The organism is Pantoea dispersa (assembly GCF_014155765.1).
Taxonomy (GTDB): domain Bacteria; phylum Pseudomonadota; class Gammaproteobacteria; order Enterobacterales; family Enterobacteriaceae; genus Pantoea; species Pantoea dispersa.
In genome coordinates this window covers 122192-146728 of the sequence record NZ_SCKT01000003.1, presented here as the reverse complement: position 1 = coordinate 146728, position 24537 = coordinate 122192, and the positions used below count along the sequence as shown (strand labels likewise).

Below are 24537 nucleotides of genomic sequence, written 5' to 3'. Positions count from 1 at the left end.
AAGTTATGCCGCTATGTTGCCCGTAGCTGATTGATAAGACAACTGTTGAGGTTGGACAAGGCTGCCATACTCTCGCCATAATGGTGGAGGACACTGAGCGGAACCGCAATTTTGCGTTTATTCCGCCGGACATTCCGTCCAGCAACAGCATCACGGAGTCAGAATGGGTCAGGAAAAGCTGTATATAGAAAAAGAACTAAGCTGGTTAACCTTTAACGAACGCGTGCTGCAGGAAGCCGCTGATAAAAGCAATCCGCTCATTGAGCGTATGCGTTTTCTCGGCATCTATTCCAACAACCTGGAAGAGTTTTACAAAGTGCGCTTTGCCGATCTCAAGCGCCGCATTCTGATTGGCGAAGAACAGGGGACGCCCACCACCCTGCGCCATTTGCTGAAAAAGATTCAGCTGCGGGTACAGAAATCGGATCAGGAGTTCGATGCTCTGTATAACGACCTGCTGCTGGAAATGGCGCGCAACCAGATTTTCCTGATCAACGAGCGCCAGCTGTCACCCAATCAGCAGGAGTGGCTGCGCTACTACTTTAAGCATCAGCTGCGCCAGCACGTCACGCCAATTCTGATCAACCACGACACCGACCTGATTGAGTTCCTGAAAGACGACTACACCTATCTGGCGGTGGAGATTATCCGCGGCGAAGAAATCCGTTACGCCCTGCTGGAGATCCCGTCCGATAAAGTGCCGCGCTTTGTGAATCTGCCGGCAGAATCGCCGCGTCGTCGCAAGCCCATGATTCTGCTCGATAACATTCTGCGCTACTGCCTTGATGAGATTTTTAAAGGCTTCTTTGATTACGACGCGCTGAACGCCTATTCAATGAAAATGACGCGCGACGCCGAGTACGATCTGGTCACGGAGATGGAATCCAGCCTGCTGGAGCTGATGTCCTCCAGCCTGAAACAGCGCCTGACCGCCGAGCCGGTGCGCTTTGTCTATCAGCGCGATATGCCCGATGCGATGGTGGAAATGCTGCGCCATAAGCTGTCGATCTCAAGCTACGACTCGATTGTGCCGGGCGGCCGTTATCATAACTTCAAAGATTTCATCGGCTTCCCGAACGTGGGTAAAGCCAATCTGGAAAATCGTCCGCTGCCGCAGATTCGTCATATCGGTTTTGATGGCTTCCGCAACGGCTTTGATGCCATCCGCAACCGCGATGTGCTGCTTTACTATCCGTACCACACCTTTGAGCACGTGCTGGAGCTGCTGCGTCAGGCGTCGTTTGACCCGAACGTGCTGGCCATCAAGATCAACATTTACCGCGTGGCCAAGAATTCGCGCATCATGGATGCGATGATCCACGCCGCCTACAACGGTAAAAAGGTCACGGTGGTGGTCGAGCTGCAGGCGCGCTTCGATGAAGAAGCCAACATTCGCTGGGCGAAGCGGCTGACCGAAGCGGGCGTGCACGTGATTTTCTCAGCGCCCGGCCTGAAGATTCACGCCAAGCTGTTCCTGATCTCCCGCCGCGAGGGTGAGGAAGTGGTGCGTTACGCCCACATCGGCACCGGCAACTTCAACGAAAAAACCGCGCGTATTTACACTGACTATTCGCTGCTGACCGCCGATGCGCGCATCACCAACGAAGTCCGGCGCGTATTTAACTTTATCGAAAACCCGTATCGCCCGGTAACGTTCGAACACCTGATGGTGTCGCCGCAAAACTCGCGCGCCATGCTGTATCAGCTGATTGATAACGAGATTGCCAACGCGCAGCAGGGCAATCCTTCCGGCATTACGCTGAAAATCAACAACCTGGTGGACAATGGTCTGGTGGATCGGCTGTATGCCGCCTCATCGGCCGGCGTGAAGATCAACCTGCTGGTGCGCGGCATGTGCTCGCTGATCCCCGATTTGCCGGGCATCAGTGAAAATATTCGCATCACCAGTATCGTTGACCGCTACCTCGAGCACGACCGCGTCTATATTTTTGAAAGCGGCGGCGATAAAAAAGTATTCCTGTCGTCGGCGGACTGGATGACGCGCAACATCGATTATCGTATCGAAGTGGCGGTGTCGGTGCTCGATCCGCGCCTGAAACAGCGCATACTGGATATCATTGCCATTCTGTTAAGTGATACGGTAAAAGCCCGCATCGTAGACAAAGAATTGAGTAACCGTTATGTTCCGCGCGGCAATCGCAAGAAGGTGCGCTCGCAGCTGGCGATTTACGATTACATCAAGAAACTGGAACAACCCGAATAACGCCTATGCCAATCTCCCATAAAAGTACGCCGAAACCGCAGGAATTCGCCGCCATCGATCTCGGCTCGAACAGCTTCCACATGGTGATTGCCCGCGTGGTGGATGGCGCCATGCAGGTGCTGGGACGCCTGAAACAGCGCGTGCACCTCGCCGACGGGCTGGATGCGCAAAATCGCCTGAGCGAAGAAGCGATGGAGCGCGGGCTGAGCTGCCTGGCGCTATTTGCCGAGCGCCTGCAGGGGTTCAGTGCCGCCAACGTCACCATCGTCGGTACGCACACGCTGCGCATCGCGTCCAACGCGGAAGAGTTTCTGCAGCGCGCTGCGGAGGTCATCCCTTATCCGATCGAGGTGATTTCCGGCAATGAAGAGGCGCGCCTGATCTTTATGGGCGTTGAGCACACGCAGCCGGAGAAAGGCCGCAAGCTGGTGATTGATATCGGCGGCGGTTCAACCGAGCTGGTGATCGGCGAAGATTTTGAGCCGCAGCTGGTGGAGAGTCGCCGCATGGGCTGCGTCAGCTTCGCCAACCTCTACTTCCCGAAAGGCGAGATTAGCCAGGAGAATTTCCGCCGCGCCCGGCTGGCCGCCGCGCAAAAGCTGGAAACGCTGGCGTGGCAGTACCGTCTGCAGGGCTGGCAGTATGCGCTGGGCGCGTCCGGCAGTATCAAAGCGGCCTGCGAAGTGCTGCTGGCGATGGGCGAGAAAGAGAAGCGCGTGACGCCGGAAAACCTCGACATGCTGGTGAGCGAAGTGCTGAAGCACAAATCCTTTGCTGCCCTGAGCCTGCCGGGCCTGTCGGATGAGCGCAAGGCGGTGTTTGTGCCGGGGCTGGCGATTCTGTGTGGCGTGTTTGACGCGCTTGCCATTCGCGAGCTGCGCCTGTCGGATGGCGCGCTGCGTGAAGGCGTGCTGTATGAGATGGAGGGCCGCTTCCGTCATCAGGATATCCGCAGCCGCACCGCGCAGAGCCTGGCGAATCATTACGCTATCGACAGCGACCAGGCACGCCGCGTGCTGGAAACCACCGAACAGCTGTACAGCCAGTGGCTGGAGCAGAACCCGAAGCTGGCCAATCCCCAGCTGACGGCGCTGATGAAGTGGGCAGCGCTGCTGCATGAAGTCGGGCTGACCATCAACCACAGCGGTATGCAGCGTCATTCGGCCTACATCCTGCAAAACTCCAATATGCCGGGCTTTAATCAGGATCAACAGATGCTGCTGGCCACGCTGGTACGCTTCCACCGTAAAGCGGTGAAGCAGGATGAGATGCCGCGTTTCACCTTGTTCAAAAAGAAACAGTTCCTGCCGATGATCTTCCTGCTGCGGCTCGGCACCCTGCTGAACAATCAGCGTCAGGCCACCACGCGCCCCGACACGCTGAAGCTGAGCACCGACGATGGTCACTGGACGCTGACCTTCCCGGCCGGTTTCCTCAGCCAGAACACGCTGGTTCAGCTGGATCTGGAGCGGGAGCAGGCTTACTGGAATGACGTCACCGGCTGGAAACTGATGCTGGAAGAGGAGTAACGCGGGCTTCAGGCCCGCAATAGCACTATGACAACACGCCCCGATAACTATTTTGCGGAGAAATACGGCCTGACGCCGCCCCACTCCGAAGTGCTGGCAGCGCTGCCAAAACTGGCAGTGGGTAACGCGCTGGACCTCGGCTGCGGCCAGGGCCGCAACAGCCTGCTGCTTAATCAGCACGGTTTTACTGTTACCGCCTGGGACAACAATCCGCAGAGCCTGGAACGCCTTAACAGCATCATCGCGGAAGAGCAGCTGCAGCAGATACATACCGAACAGTGCGACCTGAATCAGATGCGCTTCAACGGTGATTATCAGTTTGTGTTTTCTACCGTGGTGATGATGTTCCTGCAGCCGGCGACCATCCCGCAGCTGATCGCCGATATGCAGGCCAGCACGCGCAAGTACGGTTACAACCTGATTGTGGCGGCGATGAGCACCGATGATTATCCCAACACGCAAAACTTCCCGTTTACCTTTAAATCGGGCGAGCTGAGCCATTATTACCGTAACTGGCACATCGTGAAGTACAACGAAGAGGTCGGTGAACTGCATCGCCGCGATGAACACGGTCAGCGCATTAAGTATCGCTTCGCTACCCTGCTGGCGCAGAAAGCCAGCTACTGATGGCTGGCATCATGATGGTCCGGTCGCCATCAATGGCGTAATGCCGTTCGGTGACGAAAACGCAAGCCGCACCCTATCGTAGCGGCGCGATTTATCGCGCAATAAATTGCGCCGCTACGAAAAGTGCCTCTTTTTAAATAAAATCAAAGGTTAACTGGTAAGCGTTACATCATGCGGGTTCTGGTCGCCATCAATGGCGTAATGCCGTTCGGTGACGAAAACGCAAGCCGCACCCTATCGTAGCGGCGCGATTTATCGCGCAATAAATTGCGCCGCTACGAAATGTGCCTCTTTTTTTAAATAAATTCAAAGGTTAACTGGCAAGCGTTACATCATGCGGGTTTTGGTCGTCATAAATGGCGTAATGCCGTTCGGTGACGAAAACGCAAGCCGCACCCTATAGTAGCGGCGAGATTCATCGCGCAATAAATTGCGCCGCTACGCAAAGTGTCTCTTTTTTTAATAAAGTCAAAGGCTAACTGGCATGAGTCACATCATGCGGATTTCGGTCGCCATCAATGGCGCTCCTGCAGAGTCGATGACGCACGCTTCGCCCGGCGGCTGACATCGATCAAAGCAACCTTAACCTTTTCTGCTCATTTTTCACGCAGCGGTTGACCTCCCGGTCGGGTTGTGACTAAATATTGCCACCGCCCAGCCGGGCTTTGACAGGAACCACCCCGCGTGAATAGCGCCATCTCTGCACGAAGACGTCCCAAAACCGGTACCATGACCCGCATCGTTTTGCTGATCAGTTTCTTTATTTTGGTTGGCCGTCTGATTTTCATTATCCCCGGTGCCATCGAGCATCATCAGCAAAAGAAAGCCGCACCTGAACCGGTCACACTGAGCACCAGCGAGACGCGCTAAGGAATTTGCGGGTCATCGTCGCTCTGCCATCACATTGTCCGCCGCGGCAATGCTGCTTGTTACGCCCACTTTACCCGCAACGCGCTACACTTTGACCTGACTTTACAGACACAAAGGACGCGTTATGTCTGCTTCGCACGCACAACAACTATCAGAAACCCGCCAGCGAATTCTGCACCTTCTGCTCAGCGAGCACGATTTAGTCGATGTGCTGCTGGATAAATCCGTCGACCTCAACGCCGCCGAACTGCGCAAAATCACCGGCTGGCGTCAGCAGCTGGAGCATGAACTGCCGCAGCTGCACGCCGCCGACCTGGCGGACATTCTCGAAGCGCTGCCGGAAGAGGAGCGTCTGGCGCTGTGGCGGCTGGTGCCCTACGAGCAGCGCGGTCGCGTGCTGGTGGAGGCCTCCGAAACCGTATGGGCCAGTCTGACGGAAGAGATGACCGACCGCGAAATCCTGCGCGCCATCGAGCCGCTGGATATTGACGATCAGGTCTATCTGGCGCGTTATCTGCCGCGCGATCTCACCGGCCGCCTGCTCACCACGCTCGATCCCAGCCTGCGCGCCCGGCTGCTGGACGTGATTGAGCTGGATCGCGATCGCGTCGGCCAGGTGATGGACTTCAATATCCTGACCGTGCGCTCAGACGTGACGCTGGCGACGGTGCAACGCTTTCTGCGCAAGCGCAAAAGCATGCCGGACGGCACCGATAAAATCTTCATCACCGACGAACACAATCAGCTGCTGGGTGAACTGGCGCTGACCGATATCCTGCTCAACAAGCCTAAAACGCTGGTGGCTGAGGTGATGAACGCGCGCCCCACCACTTTCCAGCTGGATGACAAAGCGGAAGAGGCCGCCAGCGCCTTCGAACGCTATAACCTGATCTCTGCTGCGGTGACCGATGCCAAAGGCAAGCTGATTGGCCGTATCACCGTGGAAGATGTGATTGACCTGGTGAACGAAGAGAACGAAAGCAACATCCGTAAGATGGGCGGCATCAGCCAGGGCGAGGACGTGTTTGCACCGGTGCGCAAAGCGGTGAGAAAGCGCTGGACCTGGCTGGCCGTCAACCTGTGTACGGCGTTTATCGCCTCGCGCGTCATTGGCCTATTTGAGGACACCATTTCGCAGCTGGTGGCGCTGGCCACGCTGATGCCGATTGTCGCCGGCATTGGCGGTAACACCGGCAATCAGACCATCACCATGATCGTGCGCGCGCTGGCGCTGCATCAGGTTGAACCCGGCAACTTTTCGTTTCTGATTGCGCGTGAACTCGGCGTGGCGCTGCTTAACGGCCTGTTCTGGGGCGGCATCATGGGCGGCGTAACCTGGCTGATGTACGACAATCTGCAACTGGGCGGCGTGATGATGCTGGCGATGGTGCTGAATCTGCTGCTGGCGGCGCTGATGGGCGTGCTGATTCCGCTGATTATGACCAAACTCAAACGCGACCCGGCGGTCGGCTCCAGCGTACTGATCACCGCCATCACCGATACCGGCGGCTTCTTTATCTTCCTCGGCCTGGCCACGCTGTTTCTGCTGCACGGCCACTAAAGCGCAGCTACAATCATCGTTGATCCCTAATCAGCTGGAGAGCAGTGATGTTTAACGTGGATGATTTTGTGCAGGCGAAAACCGGTGGGCCAAAAATGCAGGTGCTGCGCGTTGCGGGCGATACGCTGTGGTGCGCCCGCGTTGACGATCCGATCAAAAAAGAGATCGAGGTGAAGGCCGACAGCGTCAATCTCTATCATGAAGACGGGGATTTCGGCGTGTGTTAACGGCTGCGAGCCCGCGCCGCCCGCGAACCGATGCTGTCGCGGCGCGGCGCTGTCTCAGGGCTTATCCTTCTGTAAATTATCCTGCCCCACCCCGCCGATAAACGGCAGCCGCAGACGCAGCGGGGTGAAATCCAGCCCCAGATTCAGTCCCAGCAGATTCACCTCCACGCCCTCTTCCGCACCCAGCATCACGCCCAGCACGCCGAGCAGCGACAGCTGCACGCCGCGCCCGGATGGCGGCAGACCAAGCGGATGCAGCAGCGAACGGAAATCCTTACCGATAGCATTGGCGGGCAAATCGAGCTTCAGCGCCGGCACTTCACGGCCAATGTGAGCGAGGAAGGTGTTGCTGTTGGGGCCCGGCCACGCATGATAGGTGTTGGGCCACGGATAGGATTGAATCGCCGCTTCAATCTGCGGGATCATCGCCTGCGCAGCCGCACCGCGATGTGACACCAGCAAACGCGGACGCGCACCGTACCAGTAGCCGTCCGGCAGATTGCTGTTGCGCCGCACTTTATCGCCGCTGCCCCAGCTGATCACCTCATAACGGTTGTAGCGGGTTTCTCCGGCGCGCTTAAAGATAATCCACGGATGCACGGCCACCGCGCCTTTCCAGCCGTAGGTCGGCGCAGCATACACCTGCACAATCGCCTCACTGGCGAAGCGCTGCGGATCCGGTGCCAGCCCGGCCGAATCACGCCGCGCCGTCGCCCAGCCACCGCGTTCGGTGGTGAACTCACCGCTGCGCGTCGCCTGCGCCAGGCTGGCCGCCAGCGACAGTAACACCACACAGAGAAAAGAGAGTAAAACAGCTTTAACAGGCAACATGCATGGACATCCCGGTGGTGAAAAAACGCTCCCGCCATGATGCGCCGAAACGGCAGCGTCTGTATTCACCAACTATGCGGTGGACAAAAAATGCGTTGCGGTGCCCGGTCAGCTGATTTTTCCTTAGTCAGGCAGGGCGATACCGCTGATATCGGCGCATATCGCCAGCAACTGCTGCTGCAGCCGTGGATTGCGCGCCTGCGGATTAGCCGCCAGCGCCTGACGGTGATAAAAGTACTCCCCGCTGACCCGCGCCTCATCGGCGGTGGCTAACCACACCTGGGTACGATGCGCCTGATCAAGATCGTCGGGTGCCCCGGCACCGCCCATTTTGGTCGGCACCCAGCCTGGCTCCAGCGCGTTGCTGTATACCTGCGGCCAGCGCCGGGCGATGGCAAACGCCAGTATGGCATCATGCAGTTTACTCTCAGCATAAGCCTGCGAAGCGTGCCAGCGCCGCCGCTGCCACAAAATATCATCCAGGTTAGCTTCGGCATGATGATGCATGCCGGAGCTGAGGTAAATCAGCCGCTGCGGCCGTTCAATCAGCGCCGTAAGAATATAGGGTGCCAGCGTGTTGATGGCGAACAGATGCGGCAGGCCATCTGCGGTTAACTGATAAGGCTCGCGATAGCCAACCGCCACGTTGTGGATCACCGCATCAAATCTGCCGAGCGCATTAACCTGCTGCGCCACACTGCGGGCGCCGGCGATGGTTATCACGTCGCCGCTGACTACGGCTTCAGCCTGCGGTAGCGCCTCCTGCGCGGCGCGGGCACGCGCGGCGTTGCGTCCGTGCAGCACCACCTGATGGCCCTGCTCAACCAGCAGTTCAGCCGCCATCAGCCCGAGGCCGGTGGATGAACCGGAAATAAAAATACGTGACATGGAAAACTCCTTAAGCGTGAAGTGAAGCGGCGCGCGATGTCAGCGCCAGCAGCGCACCGAGCAGCGCACAGGCCGCACCAAACAGATAGACGGCGGCATAGCTGAAGTGGCTGGCGATGGCACCGGCAATCGGTCCGGAAATACCATAAGCGATGTCGAGAAAAGCAACGAAGGCGCCCATGGCGCTGCCGCGACTGGCCGGCGGCACGCGCTTCAGCGCTTCCACGCCGAGGGCGGGAAAGATCAGCGCACAGCCAAGACCGGTAATCAGCGCGCCGGTGAGCGCCAGGGTTTCGTCAGGCGCAAACCACAGCAGCATCTGCCCCAGCGCCTCCACCAGCAGTGAATAAGCCGCCACGCGGTAGCCACCAATGCGATCCGGCAGATGTCCCAGCACCAGGCGCACGGCGATAAAACCAACGCCAAACGCGGTCATCACCCAGCCGGCCAGCTGCCAGTGACGCGCGGCGAAGTAGAGCGAGGCGAAGGCCGTCAGGCCGGCCAGTCCGACGCCCTGCAGCATCAGGCCACAGCCTTCACGCCAGATGCGGCCAATCACCCGATAGAACGGCAAACGAGCCCCTCCGACCGCGCGATAACCGCTGGCAGCCGTGGCGATGAGCGCCGCCAGCAGCGGAGCCGCGATGCAGGCCAGCATCGCCGCCGCTAAGCCGACGTGCTGATACAGCATCATACCGGCAGGGGCACCGAGCGACAGCGCGGCAAACATGGCGATGCCGGTCCAGGACATCGACAGACCGGCACGCTGTGGCCCGACCGAGGCGATTGACCAGGCCACGCAGCCGGTGACGAACTGGCTTTCGCCCATACCCGCCGCCAGCCGTCCGGCAATCACCAGCGCCAGACTGACCGCCGGTGAAAAGCCCGGCAGCGCGGCCAGCCAGTACAGCACGCCAGCCAGCGCGCACACCGCCGCGCCCTGCAGCGCCGAGCGCTTACCGCCAACGCGATCGGTCAGTTGACCGGCGTAACCGCGCGTCAGCACGGTGGCAACAAACTGTATCCCGATCACCAGCCCGACCCACAGGTTGCTGAAACCGAGATGCTGATGGATAAACAGCGGGATTACCGGCAGCGGCAAGCCGACCGCCAGATAACCGCAAAACAGCGCGGCAATCACGCCGGTCGCTGGTCGCGACAAATGCGCAGCTTCAGCCTGCGCGCTTAATGCAGACATAACAGCCTCCATAAATGAACAGACAGCGCGGCAGGCCGCCGCGCTGCGGAAAATCAGGCAAACAAAGGATGGTGATAGCCGCTGGCATTCAGCAGATAGTCGCGCGAAGCGGTGATTTCCGCGTTCAGCTGTGCCACATCGACGTTGAGCAACTGACCATGACGTTTACGCAGTTCACCCGCCACCATCACGGTATCAACATCGGCGCGTTGCACCGCCTGCACCACCGTTGCCGTCACGCTGGTCAGCGGGAAAACGCCGATACCATCGGTGCGCAGCATAATAACGTCGGCCTGTTTACCTGGCGTCAGCGTGCCCGTTTGCTGCTCCAGCCCGGCCGCACGCGCGCCGTTAATCGTTGCCGACTGCAGTACGGCTTCCACGCTAATCGGTGCCGGTACGTCGCTTTCGCCCCGGAAGCGGCGATAGCGCATCGCTGAGCGCTGCTGGTTAAACAGCGCCTGCATTTCACCGAACAGATCGCTGCCGAAGGCGGTATCGAGATCGATACCGAGCGCCGGCGTCATTCCGCGATCGACCGCCTGCTGCCAGGCAAAGCTGTCGTCGTCGAAACCAAACAGCGCATCCGAACGCGGATTCACGGTAATGTTGACGCCCGCGTCCGCCAGCTGCTGCCAGGTGTGCGCCGGTACGCGCGTACAGTGGTTGAAAATGTTGTGCGGACCCAGCAAGCCGGGTTCGGCAAACTCCGCCGGCAGCTGCGCCAGGTCACCAATAAACTCGGTGAGAATGCGCATATCCAGCTCGCGCGCCACGCGCCACCACGCCAGGTTGAGCTGGCCAAACAGGCCAACCTGCACGCGACTGCCGGCGTGGTTCCAGCGGCTGGCGAGACGGGCCAGATCGCCCGGTAGATGATCGCTGGAAGCCTGCTTATCCATTGCTGCGCCAACCATATGCAGCGCACGAATCCCGCTCTCCTGCAGCGCGTCGAGCGCCGCATCGGTATGCGCCGGACTGCGTGAACTGTGGCAGGCATCAATCACCGTGGTGATGCCGGCATCCAGGCAAGCCAGCGCCGTCAGCCGGGTGCTGAGATACATATCCAGCGGACGGTAATGCGCGCCGAGCGTTTCTGCCACCACATCGATATAGACAAACAGGTCGTCAACGTTGGGCATCAGGCGGCGCATCGCACCGAGCCACATATGGTGATGCGCATCCACCAGGCCCGGCATCACGATATGGCCGCGGGCATCAATCACCTGCGCATCATCGGCGGAAAGGTTTTCCCCCACGGCGGCAATACGATCGTCCTCAATCAGCACATCGCCACAGACGAGGTCGGGCACGCTGGCGTCCAGCGTCAGGATAGTGCCGCCTTTAAAAAGGGTGCGCCGTACAGTCATAACATTCTCCTCAAAAGAGATCAGGAATCCGGCGGTCAGTGCCGGTCACGTTTCGGGGCACACAATAAGTTGCAGCGCATTTTTGATAAAGGTAGGCTCAGGCAAATGATCTTTGCTAAAAATCAAAGATGGAGAACAGGATGAGTTTTGATGGCCGACTATTATCCGGCATGAGCGTGCTGGCAGCCGTGGTTGAAGCCGGCAGCTTCAGCCGCGCCGGCGAAGTGCTGGGGTTATCCGCCTCGGGCGTCAGCCGGGCGATTTCGCGACTGGAACAGCGTCTCGGCGTGCGTCTGCTGGATCGCACCACCCGCACCCTGCATCTCACCAGCGAAGGTGCCAGCCTGTATGAGCGGGCGGCGCCACATCTGGAAGGGATTGAAGAAGCAGCAAACTACGTCTCCGGCGCCGCCGTGACGGTGCGCGGTACGCTGCGCGTGAGCCTCAATCCGCTGTTTTCCCGCTATGTGCTGGCGGCAAAGCTGCCGCTGCTGCGTGCCCGTTATCCGCATCTGGAACTGACGATTTTGCAGCAGCCCGATGTGGGCGATCTGGTGGCAGAAGGTATTGATGTTGCGGTGCGTTTCGGGCCGCAGCCGCCGTCCACCATGACCTCACGCCTGCTGTTACAAACGCGCGTCCTGACGGTGGCCGCCCCGGACTATCTGGTACGCTGTGGTCGCCCGACGCAGCCGCAGCAGCTGACTGAGCACAATTGTCTGCAATACATCGATCCGCGCAGCAATAAGCCCTTTAGCTGGGAGTTTCATCGTGGCACGCAGCGGCTGACGGTCGCCACCCACGGCCATCTGACCACCACCGATCCGGATTTAATGGTACAGGCGTGCGTCGGCGGTGCCGGCGTAGCCCAGGTGCTGGCACTGAGCGTGCAACATCTGATCGCCAGCGGTGAACTGGTCGAACTTTTCCCCGACTGGCCTGACGAAACCTATCCGCTGTTTATCACCCGGCCTTCGCGCCGTCTGGCCCCGGCGGCGGTGGAGGCATTTCTCGGGTTCTGCCTGGAGATTTGTGCGGAACAGCACTGACGCAAATTACCGATTAGCCTCAGCGCGTGTTTGCCGGTAATAGCCCACCAGCTGAACGATGAAGGTGAGGGTCGCGAGTAAAAATAGTATCCCACCCAGGGGAATGGTGCCGAGCAGGAACCAGCCCATGACGCCTGATTCATACAGCAATTGGCCGCGATCTTCTCCCAGGATGTAACAGGGATGCACGTTGCCTTCGTCCAGCTGGCAGCCTGCCAGACTGGCGACATATCCGGCGCCCATCGCGCAGATCAGCGGCAGAAACGCGAGAAAAGCCGTACCGCACAGCATCGCAAGATAGAGAATGATGATGGATGTCAGCGAGCGTTTGCCAGGTGGTGCGCGCTTGCCCGCGGCTCTGAAATTAAACAGCACGTTTCCTCCTGAAGCCTCTGCCGTTAACGCCAGATTATTAACACATCCTTATCCCCTGCGACAGACCGGTAAACAAACGCCCGCGGGGTAGCGGGCGCGTTTTTACTGCGACATGACGCCAGGCGTTAAGGGTTGGCGCGGATAATCACTTTGCCGCGCGCATGGCCGGTCGCCACCTTCTCCAGTGCGGAACGTGCATCATCCAGCGAAAAGATAGCGTCGGTGATGACCTGTAACTGCCCGGCCTGGAACAGGCTGCTCGCCCGGGCAAGATACGGCGTCGCGCTGGCGAAGAAGACAAACTCGCCGTGCTGGCCGCCGACGGGTGTGATGCCAAACTCTACCAGCGTGGCAATGCGCCCGCCGGCGCGCAGCACGGACCAGGAGCGGCTCAGCGTTTCGCCGCCGACGCTGTCTATCACCAGGTCGATATCGCGCGTTGCTGCAAAGTCCTGCGTGCGGTAGTCAATCACCTCATCGGCGCCCAGACTGGTCACCAGCGCATGGTTTTTCGCCGACGCCGTGGCGATGACATAAGCGCCCGCCTGATGCGCCAGCTGGACGGCCATGCTGCCGACGCCACCCGCTGCGGCGTGAATCAGCACGCGCTCGCCGCGCTGCAGCTGGCCCACATCGAACAATGCCTGCTGCGCGGAGCCAAACGCGGTAGGCAGCGCCGCGGCCTGTTCGGCGCTCATCGCTGCCGGGACAAGGCATACGTCATCGGCGGCGATCACCAGGCTTTGGGCAAAAGCCCCGCCTGCGCCAGGTGGCGTGCGCCCGAATACGCGATCGCCCGCGTTTAAATGGCTCACGCGCTCGCCAGCTGCTGTAATCACGCCGCAGAAATCCATGCCCGGCACGTAAGGCAGGTCCACCGGGAAAACCTGCTGCATGTGCCCTGAGATGATTTTCACATCCAGCGGGTTAACGCTCGCCGCTTCAACCTGCACCGTCACCTCATCCGGACTGGCGGCGCGTAATTGACGTTCGCCAATCGTCAGCACATCGGCGGTGCCAAACGTATCAATCAATGCTGCTTTCATTATCAACTCTCCGGTCTGATTCAGGCTTGTGGCGGAAACTGGCCAAGCTGGAGGAACAGGCCAAACCAATCCTCCATGTGCCAGGTGGTGATCAGACGGCCGTCCTCCAGCGCATGGAACTCATGCAGACGGAAGCTCACTTTCTTACCAGTCGGCGCGATACCGAAAATTTCGCCGAGATGGGTGCCGCTGATTTCCGCCCGCGCCGCGATGCGGCCAGGCTCCTGAATCATGTCATGCACCACGATCTGCACGTCCGGAAAAGCCTGCGCCAGCATGCGAATGATCGGCTTGATGCCTTCCGGCCCGGGCGCCTGTCCCGGCGCCAGCGGAATGTCTTCCCATGACGGAGCCAGCACGCTATCGACCAGATCTGGGTTGTTGTCGCTGAAGGCCTGATAGAGCGTCTCTACCGCCTGTCGTTCAATTTTCAGACGTTGTACGTATTCTGCTGCTGGATTCATCGTTATTCACTTTCAGGTGAGGGTTGGTTGTGGAATTTTGCGCAGCGCCCTACAATTCGTCCAACAAATATTCAATATGAGTGATTATTTGCCGTATGGATTTTCATGGCATCGATCTCAATCTGTTAGTGGCTTTTGACGCGCTGATGAACGAGCGCAACGTCACGCGGGCGGCAACCCATGTGGGCGTCAGCCAGCCGGCGATGAGCGCCGCTTTGTCGCGGTTACGCACCCTGTTCGGTGACCCGCTGTTCATGCGCAGCGCGGAGGGTTTACTGCCGACCGCGCGTGCACGCGATCTGTCCGGCCCCATCGCCGGGGCGTTGCGCCAGCTCGAAGCGACACTGGTGGCAAAGCCCGCGTTTGCAGCGGAAAAAGCGCAAATAAACTTCAAATTGGGCGTGTCGGAGTATCCGGCTTTCGTGTTGCTGCCTTCGTTAATGCAGGCGCTACAGGACGTCGCCCCCGGCGTGTCATTGAATGTGCAGGCGTTTACCAACCGCGATCACGCGGTCGATTTGTTAGATGCCGGCGCGATTGATGTCGCCATCGGCGTCATGCCTACGCACAGCGATAGCCGCATCATCTCCCGGCCGGTATTGCGCGACGAATTCGTCACCATCGTCGCCAGCAACCATCCGGCGGCCAGACGCGGCATGGACATGGAAAGCTACCTGGCGCTGCCGCATATTCTGGTCTCGCCGGAAGGTGAACTGTACGGCCTGGTTGATCAGGTGCTGGCGCAGCAGGGTAAAAAGCGCCGGCTGGGGCTGACGGTCCAGCAGATGTTTACGGTGCCGTCTATCGTGGCGCAAACCCACATGACGGCGACCGTGATGAAGCGCGTGGCGCTGCATGCGCAGGCCAGTCGCCAGCTGGTGCTGTTCCCTCCACCGCTGTCGTTGCCCGAAATGGTGTTCAACCTGATCTGGCACCGGCGCAGCGACGCGCATCCCGCCCAGCAGTGGTTCAGGGAATTTATTGAACAACAGGCGGCGCGGCTGTAGGCGCTGTATCTGAATTCTGCGCGGATCGGGCGATGCGAAAGATGGCAGGATAAAAAAGCCCGCAGTTACGCGGGCTTTGAAGCTTCAGGTGCTGGCGGTTGCCAGTGCGGGCGTTATTCCCACTCAATCGTCGCAGGCGGTTTACCTGAAATGTCATAAACCACGCGTGAAATGCCGTTCACTTCGTTGATGATGCGGTTGGAGACGCGTCCGAGGAAGTCGTACGGCAGGTGCGCCCAGTGGGCCGTCATGAAGTCGATGGTTTCGACAGCACGCAGGGAAACCACCCAGTCGTATTTACGGCCATCGCCCATCACGCCGACGGAGCGCACCGGCAGGAACACGGTAAAGGCCTGGCTGACTTTGTTGTACAGATCGGCTTTGCGCAGCTCTTCGATAAAGATGGCATCGGCACGGCGCAGCAGGTCGCAGTACTCTTTCTTCACTTCACCCAGTACGCGCACGCCCAGACCCGGGCCCGGGAAGGGATGGCGGTACAGCATGTCGTAAGGCAGGCCGAGTTCCAGACCGATTTTACGCACTTCATCTTTGAACAGCTCTTTCAGCGGCTCAACCAGGCCCATCTTCATCTCTTTCGGCAAACCGCCCACGTTGTGGTGCGATTTGATCACGTGCGCTTTACCGGTAGCCGAAGCCGCCGACTCAATCACATCCGGATAGATGGTGCCCTGCGCCAGCCACTTCACGTCGGTCAGCTTCAGTGCTTCTTCGTCGAACACTTCCACGAACACGCGGCCGATGATTTTACGTTTGGCTTCCGGATCGTTCTCGCCCGCCAGCGCGTCGAGGAAGCGCCCTTCTGCCGCAACGTGCACGATGTTCAGACCAAAGTGGTCGCCGAACATGTCCATCACCTGCTCAGCTTCATTCAGACGCAGCAGTCCGTTATCGACGAACACACAGGTCAGGCGCTCGCCAATCGCGCGGTGCAGCAGCATCGCGGTCACGGACGAGTCCACGCCGCCGGAAAGGCCGAGAATCACACGGTCTTCACCCACCTGCTCACGGATGCGCTCTACCGCGTCTTCGATGATTTTGGCTGGCGTCCACAGCGCTTCACAGCCGCAGATGTCGCGCACAAAACGCTCCAGCATGCGCAGGCCCTGACGGGTGTGCGTCACTTCCGGGTGGAACTGCACGCCGTAGAAACGCTTCTCTTCGTTGGCCATGATGGCAAACGGGCAGCTTTCGGTGCTGGCAACCGTCACGAAGTCTGCCGGGATCGCCGTGACTTTGTCACCGTGGCTCATCCACACGTCTAGCAGCGGTTTGCCCGCCGCGCTGATGGCATCTTCGATATCACGCACCAGCGCGCTCGGGGTTGTCACTTCAACCTGCGCGTAACCAAATTCACGCTCGTTCGAGCCTTCAACCTTACCGCCCAGCTGCATCGCCATGGTCTGCATGCCGTAGCACACGCCCAGCACCGGCACACCAGCGTTGAACACATATTCCGGCGCGCGCGGGCTGTTGTGCTCGGTGGTGCTTTCCGGACCACCGGAGAGGATGATGCCGTTCGGGTTGAACTGGCGGATTTGCTCTTCGGTGACATCCCACGCCCAGAGTTCGCAGTAGACGCCCAGCTCACGCACGCGGCGCGCGACCAGCTGCGTATACTGAGAACCAAAATCGAGGATCAAAATACGATGTTTATGAATATTTTCAGTCGTCATTGAGGCGTTTCCATTGGGATGGACTTAATAATAAAAGCGCCCGGCAGGAGCCGGGCGGGAAATCTTACGGGATTATGAACCCATGCGGTAGTTCGGTGACTCTTTGGTGATGGTCACATCGTGCACGTGGCTTTCGTTAATGCCGGCGCCGCTGATGCGCACGAACTCGGCTTTGGTGCGCAGATCGTCGATGGTCGGGCAACCGGTCAGGCCCATGCAGGAGCGCAGGCCGCCCATCTGCTGGTGCACGATCTCTTTCAGGCGGCCTTTATAGGCAACGCGCCCTTCGATACCTTCCGGCACCAGTTTGTCGGCGGCGTTATCGCTCTGGAAGTAGCGGTCAGACGAGCCTTTGGACATCGCGCCCAGTGAACCCATACCGCGGTAGGATTTGAACGCACGGCCCTGGTAGAGCTCGATTTCGCCCGGCGACTCTTCGGTACCGGCCAGCATGGAGCCGACCATTACCGCCGACGCGCCCGCGGCGATAGCTTTGGCGATGTCGCCAGAGAAACGGATACCACCGTCAGCGATGACCGGAATACCGGTACCTTCCAGCGCTTCAACCGCGTCGGATACTGCCGTGATCTGCGGTACGCCAACGCCGGTAACGATACGGGTAGTACAGATGGAGCCCGGGCCGATGCCCACTTTCACCGCGCTCACGCCCGCGTTAGCCAGCGCCAGTGCGCCTGCACCGGTCGCCACGTTGCCGCCGATGATTTCGAGGTCTGGATATTTTGCGCGGGTTTCACGGATACGCTGCAGCACGCCTTCAGAGTGGCCGTGCGAGGAGTCGATCAGCAGTACGTCAACGCCCGCAGCGACCAGCGCATCAACGCGCTCTTCGTTGCCGGCACCGGCACCCACCGCGGCACCGACGCGCAGACGACCCTGCGCATCTTTACAGGCGTTAGGTTTACGCTCGGCTTTCTGGAAATCTTTAACGGTAATCATGCCCAGCAGGTGGAAGCTGTCGTCAACAACCAGCGCTTTCTCGACGCGTTTTTCGTGCATTTTCTGCAGCACGACTTCACGCGCTTCACCCTCTTTCACCGTCACCAGGCGCTCTTTCGGCGTCATGACCGCGGTCACCGGCAGCGTCATATCGGTCACGAAGCGCACGTCACGACCGGTAATGATGCCCACCAGCTCGTTGTCAGCGTTAACCACCGGGTAACCGGCGAAGCCGTTACGTTCGGTCAGCTCTTTCACCTCGGCCAGCGTGGTGGTTGGCAGCACGGTCTGTGGCTCCGTTACGACGCCGCTTTCGTGTTTTTTCACCTTGCGAACTTCATCCGCCTGGCGCTCAATCGACATGTTTTTGTGGATAAAGCCCAGACCGCCTTCCTGCGCCAGCGCAATCGCCAGACCGGCTTCGGTCACGGTGTCCATCGCTGCAGACAGCATAGGAATGTTGAGACGGATGTTTTTGGTCAGCTGGGTGCTGAGATCGGCCGTGTTGGGTAAAACAGTGGAGTGAGCGGGAACGAGCAGGACGTCGTCAAATGTGAGGGCTTCTTTCGCGATTCTTAACATTGCAATATCTCCACCTGGGGCGTTTAAAACAGATAAAATATTGCCGCGGCATTATACAGGCCGAAATCGGTTGCCTCCAGTGTTTTTTCGGAAAAAGTCTTGATCCTCCGGGGCAGGCATGTAGTATCGGTTAATTAACCCTCTGATTTGAAATTTGATCCTCATCACATGTCGCTACCGCCAACCGCCAATATTTTTACTGTCAGCCGCCTGAACACCACGGTGCGCCAACTGCTGGAAAATGAGATGGGCCTGGTGTGGCTCAGCGCTGAAATTTCCAATTTCACTCAGCCCGCTTCCGGTCACTGGTACTTCACCCTGAAGGACGATGGCGCGCAGGTGCGCTGTGCCATGTTCCGCAACAGCAATCGACGCGTCAGCTTTCGCCCGCAGCACGGTCAGCAGGTGCTGGTGCGTGCCAGCATCACGCTGTATGAGCCGCGCGGCGACTATCAGTTGATTATCGAAAGCATGCATCCGGCCGGTGAAGGGCTGCTGCAGCAACAGTTTGAGCAGCTGAAAGCCCGGCTGGCGGCGGAGGGCCTGTTCGACCAGCAGTTTAAACAACCGCTGCCGGAGCCGGCGCGCCAGGTGGGCGTGATCACCTCCGCCACCGGCGCGGCATTGCACGATGTGCTGCGCGTGCTGCATCGCCGCGATCCCTCGCTGCCGGTGGTGATCTATCCGACTGCAGTGCAAGGCGTTGATGCGCCCGCCGCCATCGTGCGCGCCATCGAGCTGGCCAACCAGCGTGACGAGTGCGACGTGCTGATCGTCGGGCGCGGCGGCGGTTCACTGGAAGATTTGTGGAGCTTCAACGACGAGCGCGTGGCGCGGGCCATCTTTGCCAGCCGCCTGCCGATCGTCAGCGCCGTTGGGCATGAAACCGATGTCACTATCGCCGACTTTGTTGCCGATCTGCGCGCGCCGACGCCTTCTGCCGCTGCCGAGCTGGTGAGCCGCAACCAGATCGAGCTGCTGCGCCGTTTGCAGTCTCAGCAGCAGCGCATGGAGATGGCGATGGATTATTACGTGGCGCAGCAGCAGCGCCGCTTCACCCGGCTGCAGCATCGTCTGCAACAGCAGCATCCGCAGCTGCGCCTGGCACGCCAGCAAACCACGCTGATCCAGCTGCAGCGTCGTCTGCAGGAAGCGGTCGACCAGCGGCTGCGCCTGGCGCATCGCCAGCAGGACCGCCTGCTGCAGCGCCTGCAATCCCAGCAGCCGCAGGGACGTATTCTGCGCGCTCAGCAGCAGTTACAGCAGTGGCATTACCGGCTGCAGCAGGGCATGGAAAAACAGCTCAATCACAGCCGGCAGCGTTTTGGTACGCTGGCAGCACAGCTGGAAGGCGTGAGTCCGCTGGCGACGCTGGCGCGTGGCTTTAGCGTCACCACCGATGCTCAGGGCCAGGTGGTGAAAAAGACCCGTCAGCTGCATACCGGCGATCTGCTGCGTACCCGGCTGGATGATGGCTGGGTGGAGAGTCAGGTGACGGCGTTACAACCACAGAAGGCGCGCAGCCGTAAGGCGTGATAATCTTTTCAGCCGCATAAATGGTTGATAACCCCCTGTAAATCGCGCGGGCTGCAGACGCAGCGGCGCGCGATTGATAAGCAGGTCTATACTTTCTGACATACCCATCCGTCAGGGAGTTCGACATGCCTTACAGCGTTATTCCTCCGTATATTCTGCGAAACATCATCGATAACTGTTCCGGCGCACAGCAGGATTACGCGCGGCGCACTCTCACCCACGTGCAACAGCTGATGGCGGAACATCCTCACACCGCCAGCGCAGCCAGCACCGCGCAGCCCGGCAGTGTTTTGCGTGCTATCTACGACGCGGGTAATACGCAAAATCTGCCCGGCACCCTGATCCGTGAGGAAGGCCAGCCCGGTAACGGTGACGTCGCCGCCGACGAAGCGTGGAACTATCTCGGCATCACCTATGATTTCTACTGGCAGATCTATCAGCGCAACTCGCTGGACAACAAAGGCCTGAAACTGGATGGCACCGTGCATTACGGCAAGGAGTACCAGAACGCCTTCTGGAATGGCCAGCAGATGGTATTTGGCGACGGCGACGGTGAGATCTTCAATCGCTTTACCATTGCCATCGATGTGGTCGCGCACGAGCTGACGCACGGTGTGACCGAAACCGAAGCCGGGCTGATTTACTTCCAGCAGGCAGGTGCGCTCAACGAATCGATGTCCGATGTGTTCGGCTCGCTGGTGAAGCAGTATCACCTTAAGCAAAGCGCCGACCAGGCTGACTGGATCATCGGCGAAGGGCTGCTGGCGGCGGGTATTAAGGGCAGTGGCCTGCGCTCGATGTCTGCGCCCGGTACCGCCTATGACGATCCGCTGCTCGGCAAAGATCCGCAGCCTGCCGATATGGATCACTATATCGACACGCGCGAAGACAACGGCGGCGTACATCTTAACTCCGGCATTCCCAATCGCGCCTTCTATCTGGCAGCGACCGCGCTGGGCGGCTTTGCCTGGGAACGGGCCGGTCAGGCATGGTACGACACGCTGTGCGATAAGGAATTGCCGCAGGATGCCGACTTCAGCACCTTTGCGCGCTTTACCGTACAGCATGCCGCAAAACGTTTTGATAATACGGTGGCACAGGCGATCCAGTCCGCGTGGCACGAGGTAGGTGTAAGGTGAATATTCAGCTGACCGATGACGCCATCATTGAGCTGGCGCGTGAAGGCGGCATTGCATTTATCCCCGGCCTGCGCAGCGAGCGGCGATTTGCGCTGGCACAGCTGCCGGAACCGCAGAAGCAGCGCGTGTGCAACGTGCTGGAGCAGGCGCTGCCGCTCGGCGAGCCGGAGGAACAGGCCGCCAGCATCGGGCGCGGCGACCAGCGCTATTTCCGCATCCAGATAAGCTACGCGACCCACCGCGAAGCCGGAACGATTGTGATTCTTATTCCGGAAAACGTTGCGCCTCCTGAACTGCAGGCGCTGTGGCGCGACGGCGAAGAATAACTTAGACAGTTCCCACAGCATCGCCGTAACTAACTGACTATACTGGATAACGTGGCTAGCTAGTCCACATCAAAGAAAATACCCTTAGATGAGGTCTCTGCTATGACACAAACCAAGCAACGAGGCGGTGCCGGGAACTTTGCAGAGGACCCGGAGCGCGCCAGGGAAGCCGGTAGCGCGGGCGGCAAAGTCAGTGGGGGCAATTTCAGGAACGATCCTGAGAGAGCCAGGGAAGCTGGAAGAAAAGGAGGTCAAAAAAGCCGTCGCCCCTCTAAGCAGAAGTAAGTAAGGATCCTTACAGGAAGGAGTACGCCACGGAAGGTTAATAAAAAAGGCCGACATCATGATGTCGGCCTTTCTTTTACTGCGGCTTACTTGCTGTCGGGCAGCGCGTAAGCAATCACGTAATCACCGCGATCCGGTGACTGACGCGCACCGCCTGCGGAGATCAGGATGTACTGTTTGCCGGTTTTCGGCGAAACATAGCTGATTGGTCCGCCCTGGCTGCCCACCGGCAGACGTGCTTTCCACACTTCTTTACCGGTTGAGCTATCAAAGGCGCGCAGGTAGTAATCCTGGGTGCCGGCAATAAATACCAGACCGCCCTGCGTTGCCAGCGTACCGCCCAGCGTCGGCATACCGACCGGCATCTGCGCATGCATTTTGATACCAAACGGACCGGTATCCTGCACCGTACCCACCGGCACCTGCCACACAATCTGACGGGTCTTCATGTCGATGGCCGACAGCGTACCGAACGGCGGTGCCTGACACGGAATGCCCAGCGGCGACATGAAGCGGTTTTTGTTTACTGCGTACGGCGTGCCTTTCAGCGGTACCGCACCCATGCCGGTGTTGATGGCTTCACCGCCGTTGCTGGCAGCCGATTTGGTGGTGTCCTGCGGAATCATCTGCACCCACAGGCCAAGGCGCATATCGTTGACGAACATGTACTGGTTGTTCGGATCGAACGAGATGCTGCCCCAGTTCATGCCACCGAGCGAGCCCGGGAAGCTGAGCGAAACATCGGTGTCCGGCACGGTGAACAGGCCGTCATAACGCATGCCTTTAAAAGCAATACGGCAAGCCAGCTGGTCAAACGGCGTAGCACCCCACATGTCTGACTCGGTCAGTTTCTGATTGCCAATGTTTGGCATTTCTACCGAGTGCGGCTGAGTTTTGGTGTACTGCTCGTTCGGGATATGGCCCTGCGGCATCGGCAGCTCTTCAACTTTGGTTAAAGGCTTGCCGGTCAGGCGATCCAGCACCCAGATCATGCCGGTTTTCCCGCCGATCACCACCGCAGGTTTGGTGGTGCCGTCCTTCATCGGGAAGTCCACCAGGCTCGGCTGCATTGGCAGGTCGAAGTCCCACAGGTCATTGTGGACCGTCTGATACACCCACTTCTCTTTACCGGTGGTGGCATCCAGCGCCAGCACCGACGCGCCATATTTGTGATCCAGCGCGGTACGGTTGGCACCCCACAGGTCCACCGACGAGCTGCCCATCGGCAGGAACACGGTGTTCATCGCCGGATCGTAAGAGATTGGCGCCCATGAGTTTGGCGTGCTGCGGGTGTAATCCTGACCCGGCATCAGCACGGCATTCGGATCTTCATTGCCCGGGTCAAACGCCCAGCGCATCTGGCCGGTGATGACGTCGAAGCCACGCAGAACGCCGCCAGGCATGTCTGTCTGTACGTTATCCGCGACGCGACCGCCCACCACGACCGTGGTGCCTGCCACCTGCGGCGGCGAGGTCAGCTGATACTGCGGGTCCGGCGCGCTGCCGAGACCTTGCTTCAGATCGACCACACCGTGGTTACCGAAGTTTTCACACAGTTCACCGTTATCGGCGTTGATGGCAATCAGACGCGCATCGATGGTGTTCATCAGGATGCGACGCTGGCAGCTATCGCCCGCCGCCAGCGTTACCGCTGGCACCGGCGTGGAGCCCGGCTGCGTTGGCTGCTGTACCGGTTTGGTGGCATCAAAGTACGCCAGACCACGGCAGCGGTTCCACACCTGCGCCTGCGCATTGATTTCGCGCTTCCAGATCTGCTTACCGCTGTCGGCTTCCACCGCAATCACGTTGTTGTGCGGCGTACACAGATACAGGGTATTACCCACCTGCAGTGGCGTTTCCTGATCTTCTGCACCGTTACCGGTCGGGCTGATCGGCGTGTCGCCGGTGTGGAACGTCCAGGCAACCTGCAAGTCTTTCACGTTGTCGCGGGTAATCTGGTCGATAGCGGCAAAACGGTCACCCTGCGGCGTACGGCCGTAGCTGCTCCAGTCCTGCTGCGGTTTGCTTTTATCTACCGGGATCAGCGGCAGCTGCTTGCCGGTGAAAGCCACAGTCGGATGCGGCTGGAACATCTGGACAAAGGTGACCACCATACCAACGGCAATCACCGCTGACAGCGCATATGAAAGCTTCGCCAGCGAGGCCTTGCCTTCACGCTTACGCAGCGCCGGCCAGGTAATAAATGCCAGCACCATCAGGCCGGCCGGCACCATCAGGCGCGACACCAGCGGCCAGAACTGCCAGCCAGCATCGTACAGCGCCCAAATCAGCGTACCGGCGAAGACCAGAATGAACAGCGTAACCGCCGAGGATTTACGGCGAAAGAACTGAATCGCCGACAGTAACATGACGATACCGGCAATGAGGAAGTACCAGCTGCCGCCCAGGGCCACCAGTTTACCGCCACCGATCGCGAAGAACAGGCCGATCGCCAGCAGGACCAGCCCGAATAACACGGACCAGAGACTCAACCCTTTACCGGGACGAGCGGAATTTTCTGCCATAACACAAACTCTCCTGAAAAAATAACGCGTGGCGGCCGGAATGCGGGAGCAGCCGGTCAATGTCTTCCTGACTGAGCAGGGACAGGAAGTTATCCGTTACGCTTTATTTTATATCTGTTGGTACGGGAGCTACGCCCGTTATGCAGCGCTTGTGAGCGAGGCCGCAGGATCAACATCCGCTGGCATTCGCGACAAGGCGGGCAGGATTGTACCATCCGGTACAATTA

22 protein-coding genes are annotated in these 24537 nt (G+C 59.3%); 12 read left to right on the top strand and 10 right to left on the bottom strand.

The window, feature by feature from the left end; all coding sequences use genetic code 11:
* Window positions 1-163 precede the first annotated feature (163 nt).
* The 6 genes from ppk1 (at window position 164) to H7K56_RS10690 (ending at window position 7038) form a co-directional block, all read left to right on the top strand.
* On the top strand, window positions 164-2224 hold the full coding sequence (gene ppk1 / locus H7K56_RS10715) for a polyphosphate kinase 1 (protein ID WP_021506583.1): 2061 nt from the start codon (window positions 164-166) through the stop codon (window positions 2222-2224).
* Between the two features lie 5 nt (window positions 2225-2229).
* The gene (gene ppx / locus H7K56_RS10710; protein ID WP_021506582.1) at window positions 2230-3753 is read left to right on the top strand and encodes an exopolyphosphatase; all 1524 of its coding nucleotides are present in this window, start codon (window positions 2230-2232) and stop codon (window positions 3751-3753) included.
* 27 nt (window positions 3754-3780) lie between these two features.
* Window positions 3781-4380 (top strand): tellurite resistance methyltransferase TehB, encoded by a 600-nt coding sequence (gene tehB / locus H7K56_RS10705; RefSeq protein ID WP_058770838.1) that lies wholly within the window; start codon window positions 3781-3783, stop codon window positions 4378-4380.
* Window positions 4381-5064: 684 nt separating this feature from the next.
* On the top strand, window positions 5065-5250 hold the full coding sequence (locus H7K56_RS10700) for a YfgG family protein (protein WP_022548292.1): 186 nt from the start codon (window positions 5065-5067) through the stop codon (window positions 5248-5250).
* Between the two features lie 124 nt (window positions 5251-5374).
* Window positions 5375-6811, top strand: a complete 1437-nt coding sequence (gene mgtE, locus H7K56_RS10695) for a magnesium transporter (protein WP_021506579.1) — start codon at window positions 5375-5377, stop codon at window positions 6809-6811.
* Window positions 6812-6858: 47 nt separating this feature from the next.
* Entirely contained in the window at window positions 6859-7038 is a 180-nt protein-coding gene (locus H7K56_RS10690) for a GDFGVC terminal motif YodC-like protein (RefSeq protein WP_010617609.1), read from the top strand.
* Between the two features lie 54 nt (window positions 7039-7092).
* Here the strand turns inward: H7K56_RS10690 and H7K56_RS10685 are convergent, their stop codons facing one another.
* From H7K56_RS10685 to H7K56_RS10670, 4 genes are all read right to left on the bottom strand, one after another.
* Entirely contained in the window at window positions 7093-7869 is a 777-nt protein-coding gene (locus tag H7K56_RS10685) for a DUF3750 domain-containing protein (protein WP_150360859.1), read from the bottom strand.
* Between the two features lie 123 nt (window positions 7870-7992).
* Complete coding sequence (locus tag H7K56_RS10680; protein ID WP_021506577.1) at window positions 7993-8757, bottom strand: SDR family oxidoreductase; 765 nt, start codon at window positions 8755-8757, stop codon at window positions 7993-7995.
* Between the two features lie 10 nt (window positions 8758-8767).
* Entirely contained in the window at window positions 8768-9955 is a 1188-nt protein-coding gene (locus H7K56_RS23380; protein WP_021506576.1) for an arabinose transporter, read from the bottom strand.
* A 53-nt stretch (window positions 9956-10008) separates the two neighbouring features.
* The gene (locus H7K56_RS10670) at window positions 10009-11325 is read right to left on the bottom strand and encodes an amidohydrolase family protein (RefSeq protein WP_058770840.1); all 1317 of its coding nucleotides are present in this window, start codon (window positions 11323-11325) and stop codon (window positions 10009-10011) included.
* A gap of 140 nt (window positions 11326-11465) precedes the next feature.
* Between H7K56_RS10670 and H7K56_RS10665 the strand changes: the two genes are divergently transcribed.
* Entirely contained in the window at window positions 11466-12374 is a 909-nt protein-coding gene (locus tag H7K56_RS10665; protein WP_104094087.1) for a LysR family transcriptional regulator, read from the top strand.
* Window positions 12375-12380: 6 nt separating this feature from the next.
* Here H7K56_RS10665 and H7K56_RS10660 read toward each other — a convergent pair whose 3' ends face one another.
* From H7K56_RS10660 to H7K56_RS10650, 3 genes are all read right to left on the bottom strand, one after another.
* Window positions 12381-12749, bottom strand: a complete 369-nt coding sequence (locus H7K56_RS10660; protein WP_104094086.1) for a hypothetical protein — start codon at window positions 12747-12749, stop codon at window positions 12381-12383.
* A gap of 125 nt (window positions 12750-12874) precedes the next feature.
* On the bottom strand, window positions 12875-13795 hold the full coding sequence (locus H7K56_RS10655) for an NADP-dependent oxidoreductase (RefSeq protein ID WP_150360860.1): 921 nt from the start codon (window positions 13793-13795) through the stop codon (window positions 12875-12877).
* Between the two features lie 20 nt (window positions 13796-13815).
* Window positions 13816-14259, bottom strand: a complete 444-nt coding sequence (locus H7K56_RS10650; protein ID WP_058770844.1) for an ester cyclase — start codon at window positions 14257-14259, stop codon at window positions 13816-13818.
* A gap of 95 nt (window positions 14260-14354) precedes the next feature.
* Between H7K56_RS10650 and H7K56_RS10645 the strand changes: the two genes are divergently transcribed.
* Window positions 14355-15266 carry a LysR family transcriptional regulator gene (locus tag H7K56_RS10645; RefSeq protein WP_150360861.1) on the top strand — a complete coding sequence of 304 codons (912 nt, stop codon included), beginning with the start codon at window positions 14355-14357 and terminating at the stop codon, window positions 15264-15266.
* A 113-nt stretch (window positions 15267-15379) separates the two neighbouring features.
* Here the strand turns inward: H7K56_RS10645 and guaA are convergent, their stop codons facing one another.
* Window positions 15380-16960 carry a glutamine-hydrolyzing GMP synthase gene (gene guaA / locus H7K56_RS10640; RefSeq protein WP_021506569.1) on the bottom strand — a complete coding sequence of 527 codons (1581 nt, stop codon included), beginning with the start codon at window positions 16958-16960 and terminating at the stop codon, window positions 15380-15382.
* Between the two features lie 72 nt (window positions 16961-17032).
* Window positions 17033-18499 (bottom strand): IMP dehydrogenase, encoded by a 1467-nt coding sequence (gene guaB, locus H7K56_RS10635; protein ID WP_021506568.1) that lies wholly within the window; start codon window positions 18497-18499, stop codon window positions 17033-17035.
* Between the two features lie 168 nt (window positions 18500-18667).
* On the opposite strand from guaB, the gene xseA reads away from it, so the two are divergent.
* The 4 genes from xseA to H7K56_RS10615 all read left to right on the top strand — a co-directional run bounded on the left by xseA (window position 18668) and on the right by H7K56_RS10615 (window position 21785).
* Complete coding sequence (xseA, locus tag H7K56_RS10630; RefSeq protein ID WP_058781809.1) at window positions 18668-20035, top strand: exodeoxyribonuclease VII large subunit; 1368 nt, start codon at window positions 18668-18670, stop codon at window positions 20033-20035.
* Window positions 20036-20160: 125 nt separating this feature from the next.
* Window positions 20161-21174, top strand: coding sequence for a M4 family metallopeptidase (locus H7K56_RS10625; protein ID WP_021506566.1), 1014 nt, complete (start codon window positions 20161-20163; stop codon window positions 21172-21174).
* Window positions 21171-21500: a protealysin inhibitor emfourin gene (locus H7K56_RS10620; protein WP_021314501.1), complete on the top strand. Its 330-nt coding sequence runs from the start codon at window positions 21171-21173 to the stop codon at window positions 21498-21500. The genes H7K56_RS10625 and H7K56_RS10620 overlap by 4 nt, the downstream gene beginning before the upstream one ends.
* 102 nt (window positions 21501-21602) lie before the next feature.
* Window positions 21603-21785, top strand: coding sequence for a con-10 family general stress protein (locus H7K56_RS10615; RefSeq protein ID WP_071813581.1), 183 nt, complete (start codon window positions 21603-21605; stop codon window positions 21783-21785).
* Between the two features lie 86 nt (window positions 21786-21871).
* On the opposite strand, the gene H7K56_RS10610 is transcribed toward H7K56_RS10615, so the two are convergent.
* Window positions 21872-24310 carry a glucose/quinate/shikimate family membrane-bound PQQ-dependent dehydrogenase gene (locus tag H7K56_RS10610; protein WP_021506565.1) on the bottom strand — a complete coding sequence of 813 codons (2439 nt, stop codon included), beginning with the start codon at window positions 24308-24310 and terminating at the stop codon, window positions 21872-21874.
* Window positions 24311-24537: the final 227 nt, after the last annotated feature.

What these genes read in the sequence shown, in the direction of transcription:
- H7K56_RS10680 (WP_021506577.1), bottom strand. Translation starts at nt 8,757, where the DNA reads ATGTCACGTATTTTTATTTCCGGTTCATCCACCGGCCTCGGGCTGATG.
- H7K56_RS10690 (WP_010617609.1), top strand. Translation starts at nt 6,859, where the DNA reads ATGTTTAACGTGGATGATTTTGTGCAGGCGAAAACCGGTGGGCCAAAA.
- H7K56_RS10655 (WP_150360860.1), bottom strand. Translation starts at nt 13,795, where the DNA reads ATGAAAGCAGCATTGATTGATACGTTTGGCACCGCCGATGTGCTGACG.
- guaB (WP_021506568.1), bottom strand. Translation starts at nt 18,499, where the DNA reads ATGTTAAGAATCGCGAAAGAAGCCCTCACATTTGACGACGTCCTGCTC.
- H7K56_RS10615 (WP_071813581.1), top strand. Translation starts at nt 21,603, where the DNA reads ATGACACAAACCAAGCAACGAGGCGGTGCCGGGAACTTTGCAGAGGAC.
- H7K56_RS10670 (WP_058770840.1), bottom strand. Translation starts at nt 11,325, where the DNA reads ATGACTGTACGGCGCACCCTTTTTAAAGGCGGCACTATCCTGACGCTG.
- H7K56_RS10650 (WP_058770844.1), bottom strand. Translation starts at nt 14,259, where the DNA reads ATGAATCCAGCAGCAGAATACGTACAACGTCTGAAAATTGAACGACAG.
- H7K56_RS10685 (WP_150360859.1), bottom strand. Translation starts at nt 7,869, where the DNA reads ATGTTGCCTGTTAAAGCTGTTTTACTCTCTTTTCTCTGTGTGGTGTTA.
- H7K56_RS23380 (WP_021506576.1), bottom strand. Translation starts at nt 9,955, where the DNA reads ATGTCTGCATTAAGCGCGCAGGCTGAAGCTGCGCATTTGTCGCGACCA.
- tehB (WP_058770838.1), top strand. Translation starts at nt 3,781, where the DNA reads ATGACAACACGCCCCGATAACTATTTTGCGGAGAAATACGGCCTGACG.
- H7K56_RS10665 (WP_104094087.1), top strand. Translation starts at nt 11,466, where the DNA reads ATGAGTTTTGATGGCCGACTATTATCCGGCATGAGCGTGCTGGCAGCC.
- H7K56_RS10610 (WP_021506565.1), bottom strand. Translation starts at nt 24,310, where the DNA reads ATGGCAGAAAATTCCGCTCGTCCCGGTAAAGGGTTGAGTCTCTGGTCC.
- mgtE (WP_021506579.1), top strand. Translation starts at nt 5,375, where the DNA reads ATGTCTGCTTCGCACGCACAACAACTATCAGAAACCCGCCAGCGAATT.
- guaA (WP_021506569.1), bottom strand. Translation starts at nt 16,960, where the DNA reads ATGACGACTGAAAATATTCATAAACATCGTATTTTGATCCTCGATTTT.
- ppx (WP_021506582.1), top strand. Translation starts at nt 2,230, where the DNA reads ATGCCAATCTCCCATAAAAGTACGCCGAAACCGCAGGAATTCGCCGCC.
- H7K56_RS10625 (WP_021506566.1), top strand. Translation starts at nt 20,161, where the DNA reads ATGCCTTACAGCGTTATTCCTCCGTATATTCTGCGAAACATCATCGAT.
- ppk1 (WP_021506583.1), top strand. Translation starts at nt 164, where the DNA reads ATGGGTCAGGAAAAGCTGTATATAGAAAAAGAACTAAGCTGGTTAACC.
- H7K56_RS10645 (WP_150360861.1), top strand. Translation starts at nt 14,355, where the DNA reads ATGGATTTTCATGGCATCGATCTCAATCTGTTAGTGGCTTTTGACGCG.
- xseA (WP_058781809.1), top strand. Translation starts at nt 18,668, where the DNA reads ATGTCGCTACCGCCAACCGCCAATATTTTTACTGTCAGCCGCCTGAAC.